This is a genomic window from Gammaproteobacteria bacterium, assembly GCA_015709695.1.
Taxonomy (GTDB): Bacteria; Pseudomonadota; Gammaproteobacteria; order Steroidobacterales.
Genome location: CP054183.1, coordinates 1,273,230 through 1,295,156, shown reverse-complemented (window position 1 = coordinate 1,295,156; position 21,927 = coordinate 1,273,230). Strand labels below are relative to the sequence as shown.

General features: G+C 63.8%; 26 protein-coding genes. 3 read left to right on the top strand and 23 right to left on the bottom strand.

What is annotated here, in order from left to right; genetic code table 11:
- Nucleotide 1: 1 nt before the first annotated feature.
- From HRU81_06100 to HRU81_06000, 21 genes are read right to left on the bottom strand one after another with little or no spacing between them, the layout of a single operon-like run.
- Nucleotides 2–811: a phage BR0599 family protein gene (locus tag HRU81_06100; GenBank protein QOJ31703.1), complete on the bottom strand. Its 810-nt coding sequence runs from the start codon at nt 809–811 to the stop codon at nt 2–4.
- A complete protein-coding gene (locus HRU81_06095) occupies nt 808–2,499 on the bottom strand; it encodes a hypothetical protein (protein QOJ31702.1) in 1,692 nt (563 codons plus the stop codon). Before HRU81_06095 ends, HRU81_06100 begins: the two co-directional genes overlap by 4 nt.
- Nucleotides 2,500–2,532: 33 nt before the next feature.
- Nucleotides 2,533–3,465 carry a hypothetical protein gene (locus tag HRU81_06090; GenBank protein ID QOJ31701.1) on the bottom strand — a complete coding sequence of 311 codons (933 nt, stop codon included), beginning with the start codon at nt 3,463–3,465 and terminating at the stop codon, nt 2,533–2,535.
- Nucleotides 3,465–4,295, bottom strand: a complete 831-nt coding sequence (locus HRU81_06085) for a hypothetical protein (protein QOJ31700.1) — start codon at nt 4,293–4,295, stop codon at nt 3,465–3,467. The genes HRU81_06090 and HRU81_06085 overlap by 1 nt, the downstream gene beginning before the upstream one ends.
- A 32-nt stretch (nt 4,296–4,327) precedes the next feature.
- The gene (locus tag HRU81_06080) at nt 4,328–6,835 is read right to left on the bottom strand and encodes a phage tail protein (protein QOJ31699.1); all 2,508 of its coding nucleotides are present in this window, start codon (nt 6,833–6,835) and stop codon (nt 4,328–4,330) included.
- Entirely contained in the window at nt 6,835–7,476 is a 642-nt protein-coding gene (locus tag HRU81_06075; GenBank protein QOJ31698.1) for a hypothetical protein, read from the bottom strand. The genes HRU81_06080 and HRU81_06075 overlap by 1 nt, the downstream gene beginning before the upstream one ends.
- A complete protein-coding gene (locus HRU81_06070) occupies nt 7,466–7,657 on the bottom strand; it encodes a hypothetical protein (protein ID QOJ31697.1) in 192 nt (63 codons plus the stop codon). Before HRU81_06070 ends, HRU81_06075 begins: the two co-directional genes overlap by 11 nt.
- Entirely contained in the window at nt 7,654–8,052 is a 399-nt protein-coding gene (locus tag HRU81_06065) for a hypothetical protein (GenBank protein ID QOJ31696.1), read from the bottom strand. Before HRU81_06065 ends, HRU81_06070 begins: the two co-directional genes overlap by 4 nt.
- 8 nt (nt 8,053–8,060) lie before the next feature.
- Entirely contained in the window at nt 8,061–8,813 is a 753-nt protein-coding gene (locus tag HRU81_06060; GenBank protein ID QOJ31695.1) for a hypothetical protein, read from the bottom strand.
- A 2-nt stretch (nt 8,814–8,815) separates the two neighbouring features.
- A complete protein-coding gene (locus tag HRU81_06055; GenBank protein ID QOJ31694.1) occupies nt 8,816–8,995 on the bottom strand; it encodes a hypothetical protein in 180 nt (59 codons plus the stop codon).
- A 6-nt stretch (nt 8,996–9,001) separates the two neighbouring features.
- The gene (locus tag HRU81_06050) at nt 9,002–9,427 is read right to left on the bottom strand and encodes a hypothetical protein (GenBank protein ID QOJ31693.1); all 426 of its coding nucleotides are present in this window, start codon (nt 9,425–9,427) and stop codon (nt 9,002–9,004) included.
- A 12-nt stretch (nt 9,428–9,439) separates the two neighbouring features.
- Complete coding sequence (locus HRU81_06045) at nt 9,440–9,724, bottom strand: hypothetical protein (protein ID QOJ31692.1); 285 nt, start codon at nt 9,722–9,724, stop codon at nt 9,440–9,442.
- On the bottom strand, nt 9,724–10,725 hold the full coding sequence (locus tag HRU81_06040) for a major capsid protein (GenBank protein ID QOJ31691.1): 1,002 nt from the start codon (nt 10,723–10,725) through the stop codon (nt 9,724–9,726). Before HRU81_06040 ends, HRU81_06045 begins: the two co-directional genes overlap by 1 nt.
- Nucleotides 10,726–10,739: 14 nt before the next feature.
- The gene (locus tag HRU81_06035) at nt 10,740–11,117 is read right to left on the bottom strand and encodes a head decoration protein (GenBank protein QOJ31690.1); all 378 of its coding nucleotides are present in this window, start codon (nt 11,115–11,117) and stop codon (nt 10,740–10,742) included.
- Nucleotides 11,118–11,120: 3 nt separating this feature from the next.
- On the bottom strand, nt 11,121–12,440 hold the full coding sequence (locus HRU81_06030) for a S49 family peptidase (GenBank protein QOJ31689.1): 1,320 nt from the start codon (nt 12,438–12,440) through the stop codon (nt 11,121–11,123).
- Nucleotide 12,441: 1 nt separating this feature from the next.
- A complete protein-coding gene (locus HRU81_06025) occupies nt 12,442–13,926 on the bottom strand; it encodes a phage portal protein (protein QOJ31688.1) in 1,485 nt (494 codons plus the stop codon).
- Entirely contained in the window at nt 13,926–14,147 is a 222-nt protein-coding gene (locus tag HRU81_06020; GenBank protein QOJ31687.1) for a hypothetical protein, read from the bottom strand. Before HRU81_06020 ends, HRU81_06025 begins: the two co-directional genes overlap by 1 nt.
- Nucleotides 14,147–14,539, bottom strand: a complete 393-nt coding sequence (locus HRU81_06015) for a hypothetical protein (protein ID QOJ31686.1) — start codon at nt 14,537–14,539, stop codon at nt 14,147–14,149. The genes HRU81_06020 and HRU81_06015 overlap by 1 nt, the downstream gene beginning before the upstream one ends.
- Nucleotides 14,539–15,030, bottom strand: coding sequence for a hypothetical protein (locus HRU81_06010; GenBank protein ID QOJ31685.1), 492 nt, complete (start codon nt 15,028–15,030; stop codon nt 14,539–14,541). Before HRU81_06010 ends, HRU81_06015 begins: the two co-directional genes overlap by 1 nt.
- Nucleotides 15,031–15,047: 17 nt before the next feature.
- Nucleotides 15,048–17,006: a phage terminase large subunit family protein gene (locus HRU81_06005; GenBank protein ID QOJ33306.1), complete on the bottom strand. Its 1,959-nt coding sequence runs from the start codon at nt 17,004–17,006 to the stop codon at nt 15,048–15,050.
- A 2-nt stretch (nt 17,007–17,008) separates the two neighbouring features.
- A complete protein-coding gene (locus HRU81_06000; protein QOJ31684.1) occupies nt 17,009–17,545 on the bottom strand; it encodes an elements of external origin in 537 nt (178 codons plus the stop codon).
- Between the two features lie 117 nt (nt 17,546–17,662).
- On the opposite strand from HRU81_06000, the gene HRU81_05995 reads away from it, so the two are divergent.
- The 3 genes from HRU81_05995 (at nt 17,663) to HRU81_05985 (ending at nt 18,945) form a co-directional block, all read left to right on the top strand.
- Nucleotides 17,663–17,860 (top strand): hypothetical protein, encoded by a 198-nt coding sequence (locus HRU81_05995; GenBank protein QOJ31683.1) that lies wholly within the window; start codon nt 17,663–17,665, stop codon nt 17,858–17,860.
- Nucleotides 17,861–17,956: 96 nt separating this feature from the next.
- Nucleotides 17,957–18,478: a DUF3489 domain-containing protein gene (locus HRU81_05990; GenBank protein ID QOJ31682.1), complete on the top strand. Its 522-nt coding sequence runs from the start codon at nt 17,957–17,959 to the stop codon at nt 18,476–18,478.
- A gap of 98 nt (nt 18,479–18,576) precedes the next feature.
- Nucleotides 18,577–18,945: a hypothetical protein gene (locus HRU81_05985; protein QOJ31681.1), complete on the top strand. Its 369-nt coding sequence runs from the start codon at nt 18,577–18,579 to the stop codon at nt 18,943–18,945.
- On the opposite strand, the gene HRU81_05980 is transcribed toward HRU81_05985, so the two are convergent.
- Complete coding sequence (locus tag HRU81_05980; protein ID QOJ31680.1) at nt 18,909–20,180, bottom strand: site-specific DNA-methyltransferase; 1,272 nt, start codon at nt 20,178–20,180, stop codon at nt 18,909–18,911. The genes HRU81_05985 and HRU81_05980 overlap by 37 nt on opposite strands.
- Nucleotides 20,177–21,586 carry a site-specific DNA-methyltransferase gene (locus tag HRU81_05975; protein ID QOJ33305.1) on the bottom strand — a complete coding sequence of 470 codons (1,410 nt, stop codon included), beginning with the start codon at nt 21,584–21,586 and terminating at the stop codon, nt 20,177–20,179. Before HRU81_05975 ends, HRU81_05980 begins: the two co-directional genes overlap by 4 nt.
- Nucleotides 21,587–21,927 lie beyond the last annotated feature (341 nt).

Genomic DNA, 21,927 nt, shown 5'->3' with positions numbered 1-21,927 from the left:
CTCAGTAAATGGGGCTGCCGCCGAAGGGGTTCTTCGTCGGGATGAATGGGAAGCCGCCGAAATTGGCGCTGTTGCCAAACTTGGCCGCACAGGTCGCGAGAGTCCGGTCGCAACCGGGATACAGGTAGATCGTGTCGCCCACGGCGAGTCCGGGCGGCACGGCCGACAGTGTGATGACGTCCAGGTTGTGGGCAACGATCATTCGTTTCTCGGTGATGCCGTTGGCCGCCCAAGTGGCAAAACCGCCAGCGAAATGACCCGTGGCGTATCCGGCCGCAGACGGCACGCTCAGCAAGACTCCGGCGACGGACACCACGGTGCCTGGCACGCGATAGATCACCGCACTGGCCTGGCAAGACGTGCCGTAGAGCACATGCGGGCAATTGCGTTGGTAGAGGCGGCGCAAGCCGGTGCGCTGCAGGCTGGTGTAGACCGGCTCACAGTTGAGCTCGACCTCGGAACCGCGCCATTCGACGTTCAAGACGCGTCCCATCCACACCGCGACGGTTTCTGGATCATTCCGGTGCTGGCGATAGATGGTGAGCAAGGTCACCTCCGATGGCGGTGTTGCGATGAATGCCTGAGCAATCTCGACATCACGAGCCAGCGTGATCCGCAGGCCGGACCTCCCGATCTCGCCGGTCTGCTCGATGCTGCCGCGCTTCATCGGCACGGCCACATAGGCATAGGTGGCGTAGCTCGCGTCCTGCGCGCCGCTCGTATAGCGCCACGTAGAACCGCCACGGCGAAACTCGTACAGTTCGACCGGACTGCTGGCGTCCGTGGATACTTCTCTGCTGGCGTAGGTCATGTGTCATCCCGAATGCTTCTGACGGAGATCGATACCTCCGCCGTGTCGTCTGTCTGATGGGCGATCTCGATGGCATCGCTGTCCAAGCGCACCAGCTTCATGAACGACACATAGCGGATCTGTTCGGGAAGTAGCGCCGCGCCCACCACGCTGTCGATGGCGATGCTCTCAGTGCTTGGCGAAAGCGCCGTGGCACCGGTGATGCGCCGGTAGTAGCGACTGCCGGATGTCGTGGCGATCAGGATGTCGCGCCGCCCGATGGCGGCTGGCACATTGGCGGCGTAGGCGCGGTTCTCCACCGTGATGGCCGAATCAAAGGCCCCGATCGGGCTCACCACCTTTAAGTCGGATTGAAAGCTGGGCATCCAGAATGCCGTCAGCCTGCCGGCGCGGGCGGCCAGCCATGAGCGGAACGCAGTGATCGCGGCACGCCCAGTGATCAGCCACCGATGCGTCCGGCGAACCGTGCCAACACCGGAAAGATCGTCGATGACGCGTCGGCCCGTCAGAAAATCCAGTTCATTCAGCTTGCGGGCGTAGTCTGTATCGACGTCCTCGGTCCAGTTGGTGGCGGTGAGCAAGACGGGGTAGCCCCGGTAGTCCAATGTCTCTGTGGCTGCTGGAAGCAACCACTCGTCCTCAAACTGGAAGCGCAGCGTGGCTTGGCCGATGGCATCGCTCAGGTAGGTCAGTCCAAGGTCGTTCTGAACTCGGGCGGGCCGCACAGGCAGGATTTTGGTACCGACCGGCCAGGTAGAGTCCAGCGGGCTCTTGATCGTCAGTGACGTTGGCAGGACCGCCGTGATCTCGGCAAACTCCGACTCCATGCCCAGAACCAGTCCAACCAAACCACCCACGGCAAAGTCCCGATTCGTGGTCGTCACGGCAATGGACGTCGAGCCGGCTGGGATCGGTTCTGCCGCCAGCGCGACGTCGGTCCAGAGCGGTAGGCCAAAGACGCGCGCCTGCCATGACAGCAGCAGGTTTTCCATCTTCACCCGTTCGGTGTCGGAGCCGACCAAGGCGCTGTACTCAAGGCTGCGCCTTGCACCAGCACGCAAGCGCACGCGCTGCTCGAATCCGGCATGGGACTCCATCACATCCGTGAGCCATTCCAGCCGCTCGATGACCGGTTGCACCCAGTTCGGCGCAAAGATCCATCCGACGATACGGCGTCCGGTTGCGAGCAAAGCGGCATCGTCGAAAGCGAATGCGAACAGAAACGTCGCGTTCACGGTTGGCGGACCATTCGGCGTGACCGCGAGCGTATAGAGCCGCGATTCATTGGCGGCAAACACAGTGGGCGCGGGTGCCGGCCCGATCAGCGTCATGCCTTCTGCGCCGGTGGCGGTCAGGGACGCTAAGGTGTTCGGGGTCAGCCGTGCGTTCCAGACCTCGATCGTGCGGCTCTGCTCCGAGGCCAGACTGCCGAGGTCGATGCGCCCGGGCAGCAAATGCACCCGGAAGTAGTAATCCTCGAAGTAGCTCGGTACCTGGATGCCGGTCAGCGCCCGCTGCGCAGGAACCGTGATGTTGGTTGCGTAGCTTCGCGCTCCATTCTCCGCCCTTGGCGAATCGCTGGCGGTGTACGGATAGATGGCGGCAACCTGATACCCGTCGATGCTCAGGAGCGGGTTCAGTGAGCCAGCCTGGGCGCGATCGAGCACCATGCCTGTCAAGACCGGCATGTCATAACTCTCGGTTGAGGTAAAACGGGAAGATCAGGGACCGTCGTAGCGCACAGCCATCGCGATGGTCCCGGAGTGATTCGCGCCGTTGTATGGCGATGCGGCGCGACTCGCGGTGTTCTTGCGATACACAGGTGCGATGAACCAGCGCTCGGACCCAAGCGTGAGGATCTGCCCGTCGTCGATGTTGTCGTTGCGCGTCATCCGTAGATGCGGCAGTTCCGCGACGTGCGACCAGAAACTAGAGGGCTGCAACGCCATGATGTGGATGCGCGTAAGCACAGCTTCGCCGTTCCAGTTATTGGGCTGGGTCAGCAGCAACGTTGGTACTGCAATGGTGGCGCGCGCGTTGTTCGGATTCGCCGTGGAGACGCCCACGGGGTTGTTCCACCAGCCGTGACCGTTGAAGTTCAGGTAGATCGAACTGTTCTGGACGCCTGTGGTGTCGTTGGACTGCCAGAAAGGTGCGCCAGAGGTGTTGCCGCCACCGCTGCCGGTGCTGCCATTGGAGTCGATCGCCACGCCCGCACCGGTACTGATATCAGACGTCGCAGTACCCCAGTGCCAGATGGCGTTGCCGAGCACACCAAAGCTGCGGGCTTGGCCAAGCGACAGCCATTGCCACCACATCACCTGATAGTTCACGGCCACGATGATGTCGTCCGGCGCCGTGTGGACGAAGATGTGGTACGTCACCGGATAACTCAGCAGCGTATTACCGGCTTGACCCAGCCGGTTGGTGATTCCGACCATCTTTGCCGCTGGCGTGATCAGCGTGGCGCCGGAGTAGCCGAGCGCCGCCTGTACCAAGAGGTTCAAGCCGCTGACGGTGAGGCGGCCATAGATGTCCCCTTTGTAAAGCATGCTGTTGCTGGCGTCCCAGGACCAACCATTGTCGGTTCCGGCAGTGACTACAGCATTAAGCAGATCGCTGGCGCTGTTGGCCAGCCCAGTGACGTAGGGCATCAGGAGAGCTCCAGTGCGATGTAGTCGCCAAAGGACGTGCGGCCAACGTCCTGGATAACCACATAGTTCTTACCGTCGATGACGAGCGTGTTCTCGACGACGTTGTCGAAGCCGGTGATGTGGAAGATCCCGTCCAGCGCGCCGTAAATGTTTCCTGAGTCGTAGAGCATCACCGGGTAGAGCGCGTAGGTGGTTTCTGCCGGCCGGCAGGCGTTGGCCATCGTCGTTTGGCCCCAGGGCGTAGCGAGCGGCGCTTTCCAGGTGCCGTCGTTGAAATGCATCCGCAGGTTGTTGCGATTACCTTTCCACGGCATCGTGTGGGTCGTTTCGGAGTAGCGCGTGGCGGAGGCGCTGGTCAGCATTCCAGCTGCGAATAGCGGTTGCGGATATTGGCCTGGCGATGCGTAGGGAAAGAACTTGCCGATCCCGAAGGATTCGTACACCGGCGTGCCGACCTTCATCGCCACATTCAGACGCTGACCGTTCACCGAGAGCCAGTAATCGATGCGCTGGTTGTGGGCGGGCACACCGAGCACGGGCGAGATACCCGGCTGGGTCAGGAACGAGTTAGCGGCGACATAGCCCTTCATGGTCGCCACCGCCAGGTTGTAGTAGTCCGCGTTGCTGTCCTGGTAGCAGTAGACGCCGCAGAAGATCTGCTCGGTGCCCGATAGTCCGGGCGCCATCATCAGCAGCTCCCGGTTCGTGATGGCCGTGTCGTAGCGGAGAATGGTCCAACCCTCGGCCAGACAGACGTCCCGGATCGTTTCGAGCATCTTGTAATGGGCGAGCATCGTCGAGTTGTCGACGAAGCCGGTGTAGGCCGTCATGTCTTTGGTCCTTGCTGGATTCGGTGTATCGGTCAGCTCAATACCTGTCGCACGGCGCCGGCGTTGCGCTGCAGGATGTTGAGGATGGTTTTTTCGCCTGAGGAGGAGTTCAGGTAATCGGCGGCCATCGCTGGGTCGATGACATTGACGATGCGCACTGACTGGCCCGGGGCCTGCGCCTGGGCTGCTTCGGGCACCAGACCGCCGGCGGCAAATGCCAGCGTCGGGCCTGACACTCTCGGTCCGGCTGAGATGCCGTTGATCGACTGCAGAAAGGCCACGCCGACACGCTTCACGGCTGCGGCATTGACCACGTACTCGCCGGCGGACAGGCGTGCCGGGATCGAGTCGCTCGTAGATGTGCCCGGACCGGTCACGTAGCCGCCCGTCGCAAATCCCTTGAAGAAGGATGAAACCAGCGCGCCGAAGCCTCCCGTGCCGCCCGTCCCACCGCCCCCGAACAAACTCCCGAATAGCGATTCGGCGAGCTTCTGCGAGGCAATGCGGTTGATCGCCGCCAGCACGGACCTCGCGAAATCGGCGAAAGCGTCCTTGGCAGACTTGGCGCCGCTGCCGATGGCCTCGAACATCTGGGCGAACCCATCCTGGACCGCGCCGTCGATGGCCACAGCCACGTCGTCCACCACCAGCTTGACCTGGGCAATCTCGTTCTTCCATGCCTGCACGCGCGCCAAAGCGTCAGGACCGATCGCCGTAGCGCTGGCCTCGAGCTGGGGCAGCAGAGATTCCAGGGTCGCCCCGGTTTCCCGGTGCAGGGCCAGGATCTGTGCGCGTGCCTGCGACTCGGTCAGCAGGCCCGATTGGCGCTGCAGATTGATGGATTCCTCGGTGGCCCGCATGCGGCTGAGCGCGTCATTGAACTGGCGTTCATAGGTGGCCAGATCCGCTGCCGCAACCTTCACGTCGATCAGGCCCGCGACAGTGGCCACACCCTCGGTGTCGCCCTCGGCTCGGAGGCGCTCGATGAGTGACTGGTACTGGCGCTCGACCGCAGCACGACGGTCCTGACCGGTTGCAGCACCGGTGAGATCGAGCAACTCCTCCCGAACGCGGGCCAGTTCATCACGCAAGGAACGCTCGGCGTCGGCGGCCTTGCGCGCATTGGCGACCTCGACATCGGCCCGCTTGTTGTTGAGCACGATGAGGTCGGCCTCGATCTTGGCCACCTCGGCACGGGCCTTGATCCGTGCGCCTTCGTCAGCACCGGACGCCGCGATGCGCTTCTGCTCGGCCAGCAAGGTCTGCGTGCGTGCGATCTCGGCGTCGATCTCGCGCGTTTCCAGGGCGGTTTTGGCGGCGTAGTAGTCCGCCAGCGAGATCAGCCGCCCGTCGAGCGCCTCGTCCAGGCTGCGCGACTGCCGGTCCAGCACGTCCTTGAGCAACTTGAGCTCGGCATCGGCCTGTGCCTTGGCCAGTGCCAGTCGTGCCGCCCCGTTGTCCCCGGTGGACCGTCCTGGTGTGCGCAGACGATCGATCAGACTGGGGTCCGCAACGATCGCCGGTGCCCGCACCTCGACCGGCTTCGGGTCGAAGAGGCTGTCGCGGAATTCGGCGAGTTCGTCCAGCCGCTGGACCAGACTGCCCTTGAGTTCCGTGATGATGGCTTTCGCGCCGGACACATTGCCGGACAAGGCTTCGACGGCGGCTGCCATGCCTGCCCCGATGGCTTCACCCAGCGCCACGAATGCCTTGCCTACGGTGGCGGCACCCAGCGCCAGGGTTTTGAGCACCAGCACCACGCCGTCCAGGATGGCGCGCAGCGAGCCACCTTGTTTCGCCGACTCCACCATCCCGTTGGCCATGTCGTTCATGGCCGGCAGGAATGCTTCGATCACTCGGTTGCCGATGCTGGTGATCGCCAGTCGCACCTTGGCGAGCGAGTCGTTGAACACCTCGGCCTGTGCAGCGGTGTCGCCACCAATCTGCACGCCCAGGGCTTGCAGCTCCGTCGTCAGCGCCTCGACGCCATCACGCCCTTGGTTGAGGAACGGGATGAGGTCGGCGCCCGATTTGCCGAAGAGATCCACCGCGAGCGCGGTCTTCTGGGCACCATCGGGCATTGCCTTGAAGCGGTCGGTCAGGTCGAGCAGGACCTGATCCGTCGCGCGCAATGTTCCGTCCTGGTTCTGAATGGAGACGCCGACCGCAGCGAATCCTCGCGCTGCCTCGTCCGATCCGGTGGCCGCATCCAGCATGCGGGTGGCGAGCTTGCGCAAGCCACCTTCGAACTTTTCTCCCGAGACGCCGGCGAGATCCGCGACTGGGATCAGGGTGGAAAGCGACTCGACAGTGATCCCGACCCGCTGCGACAGCTTGGACAGCGAGTCCGCCGAGTCGAGCGAGGCCTTGACCATCGCGCCGAGACCGGCCGCCGATACGGCAAGGCCGAGCGTGCCGAGCAATCCATTGATGGATCGCGCCGCGTTGCCCAGGTCACCCAGATTGCGCTTGATGGAATCGAAGGCGCCACGGGTCTGGTCGACGGCAGTGATCAGCAGTTGTGCGCGGTTGTTTGCCATCAGGATTTCGCCAGTTCTTTCTGAATTGCGCCTGCCAAACGCGGCAGGGACCGCTGGACAGCGCCGGTCAGGTCCAGCCGCCGCTTGAGTGAGACGGACTTGACCAGCACGGCGATCGGAATCTCCTGGCCGCGTTTGATCTGTTTGGCGCCAGTGCGAGCGCGCTCGGCCCGCTTGAAGCGGGTGAGTTGGGAGGCGTTCTCGCGGATGTTCTCGGCCATCAAGATGACCTTGCCGTTCTTCTCGACGAAGAACGCGTTGCCTGATCGCAGCAAGCCATCGACCACTGCCTTGAAGCGCTTAGGCCCGATCCGTCCAGGAAGCAGCGGGATCAGCAGATTGCCGGAGACCGTGCCGCCTTTTTCGTGCAAACCCAGCCAGGGGATCTTGCTGCCCACCAGCAAGGCCGGCAGGCGATCGGTCTTCTTGTCCAGCACCTTGGCCTGCATCGAGGAGACGAAGCTGTTGCGCTTGACGTTGAACGCACCGCGCATCTGTGTGCGTGCCGCGTCGCGTACTTCGCGGCCACCGGATTGCATACCGCGCTTGAGCGCCGACCGGATGGCATCGCGGCGCTCGGTGGACCAGGCATTGAATTGCCGAGCATCGAACAGTCCTGAGGCGGTCAGATCAATCTTCACGATCGAGCTCCCGCTGTAGCCGTTCGATGGATCGCTTGTCGCCTTGGCTGGCCACCGCCGTCACCCCAAGAAGCAGACTGGCGTGCTCACGGTCACGACGCGCTTCGGCATCGAGAAACGCAGTCATCTGCGCGAGCGTGTAGTCCAGGACATCCGGCAGCCGGTGTCCGGCATGGATCAAACGGTGGATGGCGTGAGCCCAGCCAAGGGACCGCTCATTTGTGCATTGATCCGGGCGGCGGCGTGCTGGATCGTCGGCACCACCCGCTGCACGAAAAAATCCGCATTCACCTCAAACAAGGCGGTGGCCAGTCGGATGGCGTCGTCCATCGCCAGCCCTGAGACCCACTCCTGGGGACGGCGTGAGGCCACGGCGATTGCCGTGATCAGTGCGTCGCCGTGGTCCGCCAGCAGCGCCAGCCAGTCCGGATCCCCGTCGACCAATCGGTGCGCGAAGGGCCGAACCGCAGCGAGCAGCGCCGGGATCTCGCCGATGCGAATAGGCGTGATCGCCAGCACGATCTCCGCGATTTCCAAGGTCAGCGGGGTGGGTGGAAACGCGTCGAAGTCGTTCATCACTCACCTCACAGCAGCACGATGCGGCCGAACTGGCCAAGATCGCCGGCGGCAGGCTTCAGAGTGTCGGCCAGCACCTGGCCCGACAGCTCGAACTTGAGCAGTTCGTCGGTGATGACCGAGAGCTCCTTGGCCGGATTGATTGCCACGCGGTAGAGATCGATCACGACTTCGCGGTTGCCGTCAGCCGTGTTCAGTCCCTCGAAGCGCACCCAGCGCTCGGGCAGCGGTTGGGTGAACATCGCCGTGCTCTGGGCCGCGCCGTAGGCGTAGTCCACCTTGAACGGCTCCACGTAGGGGCCGCCGGTGGTCTTGTCGTTGATCGCCAGCGAACCATGCTTGGCGTTGAGGGTGTACTGGCCTGCCGGCAGCGTCTTGGGGGTGGCGGTGGAATCCTTGACCACCACGGTCGAGACGTTCTGCTTGGCCAGCAGGTAGAGACTACCCAGGGTGACGGGGTTAGGCAGCACCTCGGCGGTCACCGTACCGCTGACCTGGTCGGTGGTCGTGCCGTACAGCGCCAAGCCCAGGTTGACCGCGATCAGCTCTTCCAGCGTGCAGGCGAACTCACCCTTCTTGGTCTTGATCAGCTGCAGGTCGGTCAGGCGCTGGCCGCTGGTGGACTCCTGGTGTTCCAAGGTTTCCACCGAGAGAGAGACTTTTAGCTCGGGCACATTGCCCACGTAGTTCAAACCCTGGGGCTTGCCGGTGATGTCGCGGGCGCCGATGTAAACGCGCCCTTGTCCAGAAAAGTAAGGCATGGTCAGTCTCCCTTGCGTGCAGTGGGTTGAGGTGTGCCGATCGGCTCATCGATGCTGTCGGTGGCTTTGGCGACGCCGGCATCGATCAGCCAGCGTGCAGCGGCCTCGTCGAGGACGAGCAGATCGCCCGGCGCGAAGCTAACGCCGGCATGGGTATGGGGTTTCAGTAGTTCGATGTTCATGTCGGGCTATCCAGGTCGGGTCAGATCAAGTGCGTGGGTGCGGTAGCGGATCTCGTAGCGAGCAGGCAGCGCCACGGCTCCGGCGTCGGCGTCCTCCGGGTCCCACTCGCAATCCACCTCGCGCAGGGCCAGTGCCAGACCGCCAAGGTTGGTGTCGCTCATCAGGGCTGCGTGGGCGGCGACGACGGCCAGATCGGCTTGATCGAAGGCATCGTCCCCACGAGCCACGGCTACCAAACGCACCATCAGCAGCCGGTCGACGAGGTTGTTGGCATGCGCGCTGATGCTGTCGCCTTCGGCAAATAGCAGCAGCGCTGGGCTGGCCTCCCGCGTCACCGGCACGGTCGGAAAGCGCAGCACCGGCGTGGGCGCCACCCCGGCAGTGAGGCGCGCGACGACCTCCCGCAAGATGCGCTCGCGGATGGAGTTCATGAGTGGGGGTCCTCAGAGTCGAGAGAGTGAAGCGCGCCGTTCGCTGCCGTCGCCGATGCTGCGGATATCGCGGACGCGATACGTGTTGCCAGCGATGGACACGGTGTTACCCGCTGCCAGGGCAGGCAGCACCGAGGCTGGAAAGCGGATCGTGTAGTCGGCAGACAGGGCGAGCCCGTCGAGGACGCTCTCGTCCGGAGAGCGGAAATCGACAGCGATGGTGTGGCCATCGATTTCCGCATCCACCAGCAAGCCAGACCGGCTAGCGGCCTCATAGAAGTCCTCGATGCGCACCATCACACCGTCAGCTTCACGAGCACACCCGGGCGGTGGCACATGGGCAGCGGATTCGATTGGGTATGCAGGTCGGTGCCACGATCGAACTTGCGCGGCTCCTGCTTGGCATAGAGCGTCTGCCCGATGGTGTTGACCGTCTCGTTGAAGTCAGCCGGCGCGAAGTAGGTGCCGAAGGTATCCACCGTACCCAGCGGGAAGGCATGGGCCTCGCCAGCCGCGATAAAGCGACGGGTGGTGCCGGTGGGATCGGTTGCCTGCCCGCGATACTCCTCGAAGGTGATGCCGGCGTAGGTGAAGCCCCGGCGCACGTCGTTGATCAGGATGGCGCCCTGCTGCCAGTTCTCGAACGCTTTCTCGACCTTGGCATGACCGGTCAGGGCGGCGAAGAACTCGGGCGAGCACAGGCAGTGCACACCGGTCATGAATTCGCCCTTGAGGTTGTCCTCGATCGCGGCCAGGGTCGCGAGGCATTTCGCCTTCACATTGGTGCCGGCATTGCCGAGGTCGTAGGCGATGGTCTGCGGCGTGATGTCGAACTCGTCGAACAGGTCATACAGCACGGAGCCATCGGCATCCAGGATGACGCCCTTGAGCGCGCCCATGCGCAGGTGCTCCAGCGTGATCGCGTGCTTGTTGCGCATCGTCTCCAGATGGCGCGCGATGACGCCCGCGACGGCTTCCGTTTCAGTCTCGGAACCAAAAGCGCGGATGCCCTGAACCTCTTCCGGCAGGACGACGTCGTCATGCGGGATGTGGGGGATCACGAACGAACGCAAGGTGCGCTTACCGCGCACACCGACCGTGCCCGGGGCGCCCGGCGGCAAGGTCGGCAGCAGGTTCAGTACGCCGTTCATCTCCTCGACGATGACTTGTCGCTGGCGCACGGGCTTGGCCGGCATCAGGCCCAGATCCTCGATTCGGCCGTACCGGTTGGGGAGAATGTTGATGGCCGCTGTGAGCGCTGCCATCGAGAACGCGGGATTGGTAAAAGGGTTCTGCATGGTTGTCTCCTAAATCAGGCGGCGGTTCGGACGAGGACGCCACGCGCTTCGATCTGAGCGATCGCAGTGGCCTTCTCGGTAGGGGTGATGGCGACCGGCCACACCAGGGCATGGCTGGCGACGATGGCGTGGCGGGAGATCAGCAGCGCGTCTTCCCGGTCGATCAGGGTCGCGTCCACGTCAGCGGCGAGCACGCCGACCGCGTTCTCAGTGCCATCGGTGGCGGCCGGGTCGAGCGCTTTCAGCTTGCCGGTCGTACTGTCGCGGCCGACGATGGCGCCGAGCTGCAGGTTTTGACCGGCAGCGACCGAGGCCAGGTCGCGTGAATAGAGATTCGGCGCCTCGTACTTGAGGAGATCACCGAGGTTGTTGGTTTCCTGAATGGCAGACATGGCTTACTCCTTCGTGGCGAGTTTCTTGACGGCGGCAACGACCGGGCTGCTCTCCGGCCGCACGGTGGTTCCCGCATCGGCGGTGATGCGCGAGGTAATCTCTGGCTGTTCAGCGCGAGCCTCGAGCAGTGCGCGGCGGACTTGGGCCTCGTTCATCCCGGATGCGAGGAATTCCGCCGTGCGCTGTGGCGTGCCTGCGATCAGGCAGATCTCGGCAATGGCTTGTGCCTCGATCCGGCCGTTGGCGTGCGCACCGACGAGCGATGCAGACACGGGCGGGGTGGTGGGTTCTTGCGCTGGGGTGTCTGCCGGGTCTGGCGTGGCCTCCGGCTCGGATTCGTCCAGAGGGGGCTGCTGTTCGTGATCGGTCATGGTTTTCTCCAAATGAGACTGTTGTTGGCTGGAAATCTGCGGGCGTGCGTTCCGTGAAGCAGGCGAGGCACGGGCGAGCGGGCCGCGTTTCGCGGCGCCCGTACTGGGTGTCGCCAGCCGGCGTTGCGCATCCAGTGCGTTGGAGAACTCGATCAGGACCTGATCGAAACTCATCACCGCGTCAGCCAGGCCTGCCGTCACAGCAGCCTCGCCGAAGAGCAGGCTGGCTTCGGTCGCCCGCACGGCATCGCTGTCCAGAGCTCGCATTTGCGCGACCTGGCTGACGAAGATTCCGTAGAGCCGATCCACTTCCGCCTGCAGGGTGGAAGCCGCCTGTGGCGACAGCGGCGCGTGGGGAGAAAAGTCGTTTTTGTGGTGGCCGGCGTAGATTGCGGTGAAGTCGATGCCGTCCTTGGCATCCTTGACCGACTGATCGACGTGCAGCGCAATAACACCGATGGACCCCACCCCGGCGGTTTGGGACAGGGTCAGGCGTGATGCGGCGGCGGCAATCGCGTAAGCCGCCGAGTACGCGGAGTCATTGGCATGCGCCCAGACCGGCTTGATGTCGTTGGCGGCGCGAATCCGCTCGGCCAGCTCAAACACGCCACCCGCTTCGCCGCCGGGCGAATCTAGGTCGAGCAGGATGCCGCTGACCTGTGGGTCCGCCAGCGCGGCGTCGAGGCGTGCCGCGATCTCCCCATAGGAGGTCAGGCCAGACGCCGCCTCCAGTCCCATCGCCCGTCGTACCAGGGTGCCGTGCACGGGAATGATCGCGATGCCGGGCTGCCCGACCGAAGTGCCCGGTTTCGAAGTGGGAAGCGGGACGGCAGCATCGATCTCGGGCAATCCGATGCGCGGGCCGAGGACGGACAGGATCACGTCCAGTTTCGAACGCGCAATGAGAAGCGGCGTCCCGTAGAGACGGGACGCCAGGTGTACGAGCTGCATGTCAGTTGTCCTGGGGTTCTTGCGCCGGAGCCGGGGCGGCCGTCGCGATGGGCGCTTTGTCGTGGCGCGGGTCGGAGTCGAAGACCAGCCCCAGCTCATCGGCACGTTGGTTGTCGGCCGCGATCTCGCGGTCGATGTCTTCAGCGTCGTAGCCGAAGGCGGAAATTGCTTCGGAACGTGAGAGCAGTCCGGCGCGAATCGCGATGAGCATCGCGTCGAACTCCTTCTTCGGATCTACCCACTGCCAGCCCTGCGGAATCCACTTCGCGGCCAGGTATTCCCGCTTGCGTTCGACAAAGCCCGGCAGATCGAGTGCACCTTCGAGCGCAGCCTGTTCCATCCATGCGCGCCAGATCGGGCGGCAGAGCTGGTGGACGATCACGCCATGCTGGATCGCTTCGCAGCGGCGACGAAACTCCAGCAATCCGGCGCGGATTGACGAATAGTTCACCTGCGTCAGATCACCGGTGAGCATCTCGTAAGTGATGCCCATCGCGGCAGCGACGGCCCGGAACTGCATGCGCAGAAATTCGGCGTAGCTGGCACCGACGTCTGCCGGTTGGCTGAATTTCACGTCCTCGCCAGGTTCCAGTAACTGCATGGTCCCGGGTTCCAGTCCTGCCAGGGACACGCCGTTGGCGTCCGCCAGCCCTTCGCCCATGAGGGTGTCCTCGGGCGCCAGGCGGGTGATGAAGCCCGCGAACATCGCCGCCGTCTTTTTGCGCACCAGTTCGGCGTCGTCGTACTGATCCAGCTCATTGAGTTTGACCAGCGCCCGCGCCAACCACGGCTCGCCCCGGATCTGGCCAGGGCGCAGCGGACGGAACAGGTGGATGATCTCGGAGGCAGGCACGCGCACGGTGTCCATGCCACCCGTGCCGGACATCGGCGCCAAGGCGCCATCACCGGGGTGCGAGCGATACAGGTGGTAGGCGACGCGGCGGCCGAGCCGATCGAACTCGATGCCGGCCCGAACCACGTTGCCGGAAGGTAGCTCCAGGTTCATCGTCGTGGGCAAGTGTTCGGGTTCCAGCAGCTGGAGCTGGAGACCAACCGCCAGACCGTCTTTGGGTCGGCGATAGCGCAGCCGCACCAGAGCCTCTCCGCCTTCCAGCATTGCCCGGCAGGCGAGTGCTTGCAGGCCGTAGAAGTCTGTCAAGCCGGCTGCATCGGCATCGCTGCACCACTCCCACCAGAGGGCGTGAATGGCTTCCCGCAGTGCGTTGTCCGAAAGCATCGACTGCGGCTTGATCCCCGTGCCGATCGCGTTGGCGACGAAGGCCTCCACGCCGGCGGCCGCCCACGCGTTGCGTCGCACCAGATCGCGGCTTTTGGCGCGGAGCTCGTTCTGGGTGAAGGCCAGCGCGGCAACGGCACCAGGATTTCCGACCTGCCAGGCGATCGCACGTCGACCACCGCCGATACCGTCGTAAGTCGGCGACGGGCCGCCAAACATGCCGCGCCGAAGTTTGGAGAACCAGCTCATCAGGTGGCCTTCCGGGTCGTGACGCGGATCTGGCGCGGGGCACCTGGCCACAGTCCGGTGGCCACGGCGTCTTCGAACAGGCCGCGCTTGACTTCGCGAATGGCGGTAGCCAACTCCTCGACGGTGCGGTACTCGATGGTCTTGTCGCCGAAACTCACGCGGCGCTCGCCCTTGGCCAGTGCGGCTTCGAGCGCATCGAGTTGGGACTGGGTATAGGCCATCAGCGATACACCACCAGGTTGATCTCGGTGGAGTCGGCAAACGACGTCGCCATCGTGGCGCAGGAGACATCGACGTACTCGGCAGTCTTCTGGTCGGCGCTGGCACGCGCGATTGCGATGCGCTGCGTGCCGCTGTCGGTGCTGCTGCGGGCCAGTGCAACCCAGCAGTAATCGGCATCCGGCATTGGCTGCGTGAAATGGACGCGGTAACGACCGGTCGCCAGGCGTTCCACGCTCACCACGTTGCGAGCGCCATGCATCACCATCTGGCCGTTGACGTAGCCGAAGCTCACCCACGCGCGAGCAAGTCCTGGATGAGATGCATCGATCTTGGTCTTCACTTCGATGCCGATGCGCGCGGCGAGAGATGCGATGCGGTCGGAAAGCGACATCAGACCAGGGCTCCCTCGAACACGGCGACGAAGTCGGTGTCGGCATCGCCGATGGCAGTCAATGCAACCGCGCCGATGTTCGATCTGGCCTGCTGCTGCTCAATGACGGTCAGCGTCTGCGCGGCATCGAAGCGCACGCGGTTGTTGACAGCGGCAAGCAGCGCATCGAGGCCGCTGGTGCCGTCCTGTAGCAACTGCTGGATCTCTACCAGCGTGTCGTAGGCAGCATCGGCACCACCGAGGATCTCGGCTTTGAGCGTGTCGAGCAGCGTGACGATCTTGGTCGACGAGTAGGTGGTGGTCAGCGCCACGTTTGCGTCGTCGATACCGGTCCCGCTGAGAACGGCCGACTGAAGCTCATTGATGGCAGCCACCAGACTCGATTTGTCGGTCGTGGTCAGGCTCGCCAACGTGCCGGTCTTGCCGTTGAGCGTGTTGAACTCCTGGGCGATACGAATCACCAGGCTTTCGATGCGGGTCTGCAAACTCATGGGATTTCCTTTGTTGGTCAGGAGAGCCAGCGGCTGCGCACCAACTGGCGTGCGCGGCGACCTGGCCCAGAAACAGCGAGGCCACCGCGTTGGGTGGCCTCGTCAGTCGTTGTGGTGGTCACGGGGTCAGGCGGATCTGCCATCCCCAGTTGTCGCTCCAGCTCGCGCCAATGACGTTCGTCGAATCGATCCAGTCCCGCCGCTGAAGCGGCTGCGCGGGCGTAGACGTAGCAGTCCAGCGCCTCGTTACGCTCGCGCATCTTTTGCCACTCCCGGATGGGAAAGCCATTCCGGTCGCGTCGGGTGATGAGTTGTTCCGCGCAGAGCTGCTGGATGAACTCCGCGTCCACATGCGGCAGATGGATGAATCCGGCCGGATAGATCGCGGTGATACCGTCCTCGGCCACATCCGCCGATTTGCGCAGGTTGTTGTAGAGCTCGAGCTTGGCAATGCCGACGGCGACCGAGAACACCTTGATACCTCGGCGCAGCTTCTTGCCGCCTTTGGAAATATCCACGGCGGTGGGGGTCCCGATCAGTGCCGCGCCGCGCGCGACACCTTTGATGGCCATGACGCGCGGGTCGCGACTGGCCCGCACGAAGGTATAGGCCTCTTGGGTGGCAAACCCAGTGTCTAAGGCGAACCGTGCCAGCGGCATCGCCGCGCCGGACGCGTGCGTCCAGTTTTCCGCGAGCAGATTCGCCAGTTGTTTCCAAACCGCATCCCGCGCGGTGTCGCCCATCAAGACGCGATGCTCGACCAGCCATGATTCCTTGCCGCGCCCAAAGGCCCAGATCGAGGCTTCGATGCGATCCTTCTGGACATCCGCGCCGCCCACCAGCAGGAGTCCACCGGGAGGAATCGATCCGACCGGGTAGTCCTCGCGCCGCTCGACGAGGCGTTGCCAATCCGGTGCTTCGCCTTCCTCGACCCAGGTCTCACCCAGTTCGGTGTTCTTGAACGTCTTGATGGCCGCCGCAGAACCCGACTCCTTGCTCACAGCGAGTTCCCAGGCGACGGCGATCTCGCGCCAACTGCGCCAGCCGACCGGGCTGTAGAGTGACGACAAGTGAAAGCCAGCCGTCTTGGCGCCATTCTCTGGTGCCAATGCGCGCCACTCGCCGTGTTCCAGCATCCAGGTCTTGTGGTGTTCGGAAATCGGCGCATCGCAGGATTCGCAAACATAGGCGGCGCTTTCCGGCTGGCCTTTCTCCCACCGCAGTTGTTCGAAGCGCAGCCACTGCCGGTGCGAGCAGTGTGGGCAGGGCACAAAGTAGCGGCGCTGATCGGATGCCTCATATTCCCGTTCGATGGCGCTCGCGCCAGAGATTGTTGGCGTCGAGACGATGAAAATCTTGCGGCGCGCGAAGGTTCGGGTACGCGCTTCGGCCAGTGAAATCGCGTCGCCTTCACCCTCAACGTCAAGCGGATAGCCGTCCACCTCGTCGAGGAACAGGTAACGCACTGGCATCGACCGCAGTCCGACTGCGCTGTTGGCGCCCGTCATCACCAGGACGCCGCCCCGGAACTCCTTCGCGAGAATGGTGTTGCCCGAGTCCCGGCTCCTGGCCGGTGCGATTAGCTCTGCAAGAACGCCCGACTCCTCGATCAGGGGATCGATCCGCTGCTTGGAGTTGCGCTTGGCCATCTCGACTGTCGGCCAGACCGCCATCATCGGGCCGGGCGCGTGGTGGATGACGTAGCCGATCCAGTTCGATCCCATCTCGGTCGCGCCGAGCTGAGCAGCCTTCATGAACACAACGCGCTCGACCGGGGATGTCGGCGACAGGCAGTCCATGATCACCTTCAGGTACGGCGTGCGACTGGTCCGCCAGCGGCCCGGTTCGGCGGACGCTTTGCTGGAAAGCATCCGGTGCCGATCCGACCATTCGGATACGGTCAGCAGTGGGTCTGGCGTCAGTCCTTCTCGCCAGGCGCGCTCGATTTCCGCCGCGCCTTCGTAATCCACGTCCAGCATCAGTCCACCCGAGGACGCAATTCGCCCAGCTCTTGCAGGTGCTCGCGCACTGCGGCTTCCAGTGCCACGTGCATGGCATGCGGATCGACATCGAGCCTGGCAGCCATCTGCGCCGAAATGCGCGCGGGCCAGTTGAGCCAGGCATCGCGCTCGGATCGCGCCAGCTTGAACACATGCGCGATGGCCTGTGGGCGATCGACCAGTTCACCTTTCAGGCGGGCCAGTCGCACCTTGTTGGTTTGCGCCTTGACCACTTCGTTGACCGTGCGGGCTTGGAGCAACGACGTGCCACCAGTGGGTAAGGCGGCAGGTCCATCGTTCGGCGGTGTACTGGCGTCCGGCACGACCACTTTGGCCGCCTTGGCGCGGGTACCTGCCTTGGGCACATCGGAGTTGCGCGCCCACTCGCGATCCGCCCGGTCGGCATCGATGGTTCCGTCAGCCTCCGGCGTGATGCGCCCGGCGCGAATGGCCTTATGAACAGCGGTGTCGGTCACGCCACGGTGCCGGGCGTAAGCGCGTATCGAAATGCCCATGGTGAGAACCGGTGGCCCCTTCAATCATTTGATCGTTATTCCTCGGGATTGAGCTTGGCTTCCATCTGGAACAGCGCGTTCATACGTTCGTCATCAACCACATCGAAGGACACGGAAATGAACCAGCTCGATCAACTCCTGACGCAGATCGCCCAACAACACCTCCGCATCGAAACCCTGGAAGCACGCCGGTCAGACAGGCTGGACTTCCACGACGTCGCGGTCTGGTGCCTGCGTGACGCCCTCGAAGCCGCCTTCAACGCCGGTGTCGAGCAGGCCCGCAAGGCTAAGAAGTCGGACAACGCCAACAGCTGATTCCGCCCCTGCAAAACCAAGCAGAAAGCGCTTGGCTTCCCTGGCGAACAGCGCGTTTATCACGTCACTCGATCAACCACCCCGAAGGAGCAGGAAATGACCACTACCCATTTGACCCCGGCCCAGCACGCGATCTTGGCCTACGCACTAGAGCACGCCGGCGGCAAGATCGACTGGTTCCCCGACAACATCAAAGGCGGCGCACGCAAAAAGGTGCTCGACGGCCTGTTCAATCGCGCACTAATTACCACTGATGGCAGCGACTGGTTTGTCGCCGCCGAGGGCTACGACGCGATGGGGCGCGCCCGGCCTGCGCCTTCGTCCCCGCTGGCAGACCCCGAGATCGAGGCTGCAGTGACGGCAGCCGAGGCCACGTGGGCCAAGGACGCCAGCACCGAACCGACCAAGCCGCGCATGCGCGAGAACAGCAAGCAGGCCGAAGTAATCCGGATGCTGCAGCGCCCCGAGGGCGCCACCATTGCTCAGATCTGCAATGCGACCGGATGGCAGGCGCACACCGTGCGCGGCACTTTTGCCGGCGCCTTCAAGAAAAAGCTGGGTTTGACCATCGTCTCGGACAAGCCCCGGGGCGGGGAGCGGATCTACCGGATCGCATGATCAGAAAGATCGAGAAAGAGGCCAAGACCCGCTTGGCTTCTCAATCGAACAGCGCGTTACTACAGGTGTCGCAACGATCCGCACCAAGGAGCTAAACCATGAAAACCACCAACCAGATCCCTGCCACCCAGAACCAAGACTGGGGCTTTTGGGGCACGATGAACGAGCACGCCAGCGCCGCGTGGCCCTTGGCGATGACCGCCGTCTCGGACGCCACACACCAGCCGCTTGAGTCGGTGCGGACCTTCCTCGACAGCCGCCACGGTCGCCACTTTGCCGACGACGTCCAGAACGGGTTGTACCAAGGCCAGGTCTTGCAGGATGCGATCAACGCCGCCACCCAGCGCTGGATGGGCTGGACGATTGGCCGCCAGACCAGCAAGGACTACGGCATCCCGCGCGGCATGCCTTACCTGACGGGTTTTGTGATTCACTGCGAGATCGTCGAGGAATCGCTCGTCGTCTGATCATCGAACAACGCGCCATCCGACTCACGGGTGGCCTGCTTTCCGGTCCAGCCCTGCCAGCGGCGCACGATCACATCGACGTACTTGGGGTCGAGTTCGATTAACCGCGCCAGTCGCCCGGACTTCTCGGCGGCGATCAGCGTTGTGCCGGAGCCCCCGAACGGGTCGAGCACCACGTTGCCGGGGCGGCTCGAATTGCGGATCGCTCGCTCAACCAACTCCACTGGCTTCATCGTCGGATGCAGGTCGTTCTTCTGCGGCTTCCTGATGTTCCAGACGTCCCCCTGGTCGCGGTCGCCGCACCAGTGACGCTGCGCGCCCTCGGGCCATCCGTACAGGATCGGCTCGTACTGGCGCTGGTAGTCGGCGCGGCCCAGCGTGAAGGTGTTCTTTGCCCAGATGATGAAGGTCGACCACTTGCCGCCGGCGGCGCGGAACGCTGCCTGCAGCACGTCGAGTTCGCTGGACGACATCGCCACGTAGATTCCACCCCGGCAGTGGGCGATGGTCGGCGTCAGTGCCGCCAGCAGGAAATCGTAGAAGCCGTCGCCCAAGTTGTCGTTCAGGATCGCACGATCCTTGCCGCGCATCTTGTCCTTGGCGCTGTTGGCGTAGTTCACGTTGTACGGCGGGTCGGTAAACACCATGTCCACCGGGGCGCCATCGAGAAGGCGGTCGTAGCTGTCGGCGACCGTAGAGTCGCCGCACAACAGGCGGTGACCACCGAGCAGCCAGACATCCCCAGGACGCGAGACTGGCGTCTCTGGCATCTCGGGCATGGCGTCATCGTCGGTCTGGCCTTGGCCATCCGATTCGTCGCCGGCCATCAGCTCCGCCAACGCATCGGCATCGAAGCCGGTCAGCGACAGATCGAAGTCATCGTCCTGCAGAGCGGCGATCTCGATGCGCAGCATCGCGTCATCCCAGCCGGCGTTCTCGGCGATGCGGTTGTCCGCGATCACCAGGGCCCGGCGCTGCGTGGGGCTCAGGTGATCGAGCACGACCACCGGCACTAAGTCCAGCCCGAGTTTCTGTGCGGCGGCGAGCCGTCCGTGCCCGGCGACGATGACGCCATCGCTGCCGGCCAGAATCGGATTGGTGAATCCGAACTCGGCGATCGACGCGGCGATCTGTGCCACCTGATTGTCTGAGTGGGTGCGCGCATTGCGCGCGTATGGCACCAGCTTGGCCGTCGGCCACTGCTCAATCTTGTCGGCCAACCAGGAAGCGCTCATTGCTCGGCACCCGTGGTTGGCAGTCGTTGCGTGACGACCTCGTCGAAGGATTGGCCGGTGGCCAGCAGAGTGACCGGAACGCCAGGATGATTCTGTTGGAAGCGTTTGATGGCGACATCCACGTACTCCGGCGCGATCTCGACGGCGCGGCATACGCGACCGGTACGTTGGGCAGCCAGCATCGTCGTGCCGCTGCCACCGAACGGATCGAACACGATGTCCCCCGATTCCGTGTAGGCCTCGATGGCGAACGCCGGCAACGCCACCGGGAACACGGCCGGGTGGTCGATGTCCTGACCGATCTTGCCCTTGTGGCGCATCACGCGGATCACCGAGTCGGGAATCCGGGTGTTCTGCGTCGGCTGCCCCTTGTGCGTCCAGCCGCCGACTTCGCCGTCCTTGCTGCGCATGGCCGTGGATGAGCCATCGGCGCGCAGGTGCGACTCCTGGCCTGCGTGCTTGCAGGGCACGATCTTGTTGGGCTTGCGGCTCTGCCGGTTGAAGTGGAAGACGAACTCGAAGCTCGGGGCGAAGCGCCCGGCCCAGTCGCCAGGCATGCCCGGCCCCTGATCCCACACGTACCACGCGAAGCGCCGCCAGCCTTGTGCACGCATCCAGCCGAGCCACGCGTCCCAATACGGGATGACTTCGTTGTCGCGGTGGATCAGCCCGAGGTTGACCAGCACCTGCCCATCGTTGGCCATCGGCACATTGCCGAACACACCGCGCATCAGGCCATCCCAATCCACGATGCCGCCGGAGGTGTAGTCGCGCTGATTGCCATAGGGCGGCGAGGTGAAGCACAGGCGCGCCGCGTCGCCTTGCATCAGCGTAGCGACCACGATCGGGTCGGTGGCGTCGCCACAGATCAGGCGATGCGTGCCGATTGCCCAGACATCGCCGGTGCGGGACACCGGCAACACAGGTGCATCCGGCACGTCGTCTGCGGCGTCCGGTTCATCGGCGCCTTGTTCTCGGGCGACTTCTTCGGCTCTCGCATCGTCTGCGAGCAGTGCTGCGATCTCAGCATCCTCAAAACCGGTCAGCGTGAGGTCGTACCCGGCGTCGGACAGCTCAGCCAACTCCAGCGCAAGCAGTTCCTCGTTCCAGCCCGCATCGAGCGCCAGCCGGTTGTCGGAGATGACGTAGGCGCGCTTCTGTGATGGTGACAGGTGAGCGAGTTCAATCACCGGCACTTCATCGAGTCCGAGCTTGCGCGCGGCAGCCATGCGGCCGTGGCCAGCGATGATGCCGTTGTCGCCATCCACTAGAACCGGGTTCGTCCAGCCGTACTCGACGATGCTGGCGGCGATCTTGGCTACCTGCTCGTCGGTGTGCGTGCGCGGATTGCGGGCATAGGGGATCAGCGCCTCGACCTTGCGGTACTCGACGTTGAGCGTGTTCAGAATCTGTTCCTCGAAAAAGAAAACCCGCCGACGGGAAACCGTGGGCGGGCTCGTGATGTGTGCTGGATGGGGCGGGTGCAAACTGCAAACCCTGCAAACCTAGGTTTGCAATCTGACGCTAAAAAAGCGCCGCGCTCGCGCCCCCCGCATTGCTTTCTGGCCGGGAAGGACCCGTCGCAACGGGTCGTGGCCATCGCGAGCCAGAAACGAAGAAGGCCACAGATCGCTCCGTGGCCTTTACGCACCCAATGCTCGCAAGATTAGCCGTAATACTAGCGAAAAAACCTCGGGATGTTGCACGCCAAAAAGCGACCGAAACCCGCATCGACACGCAGGATTCC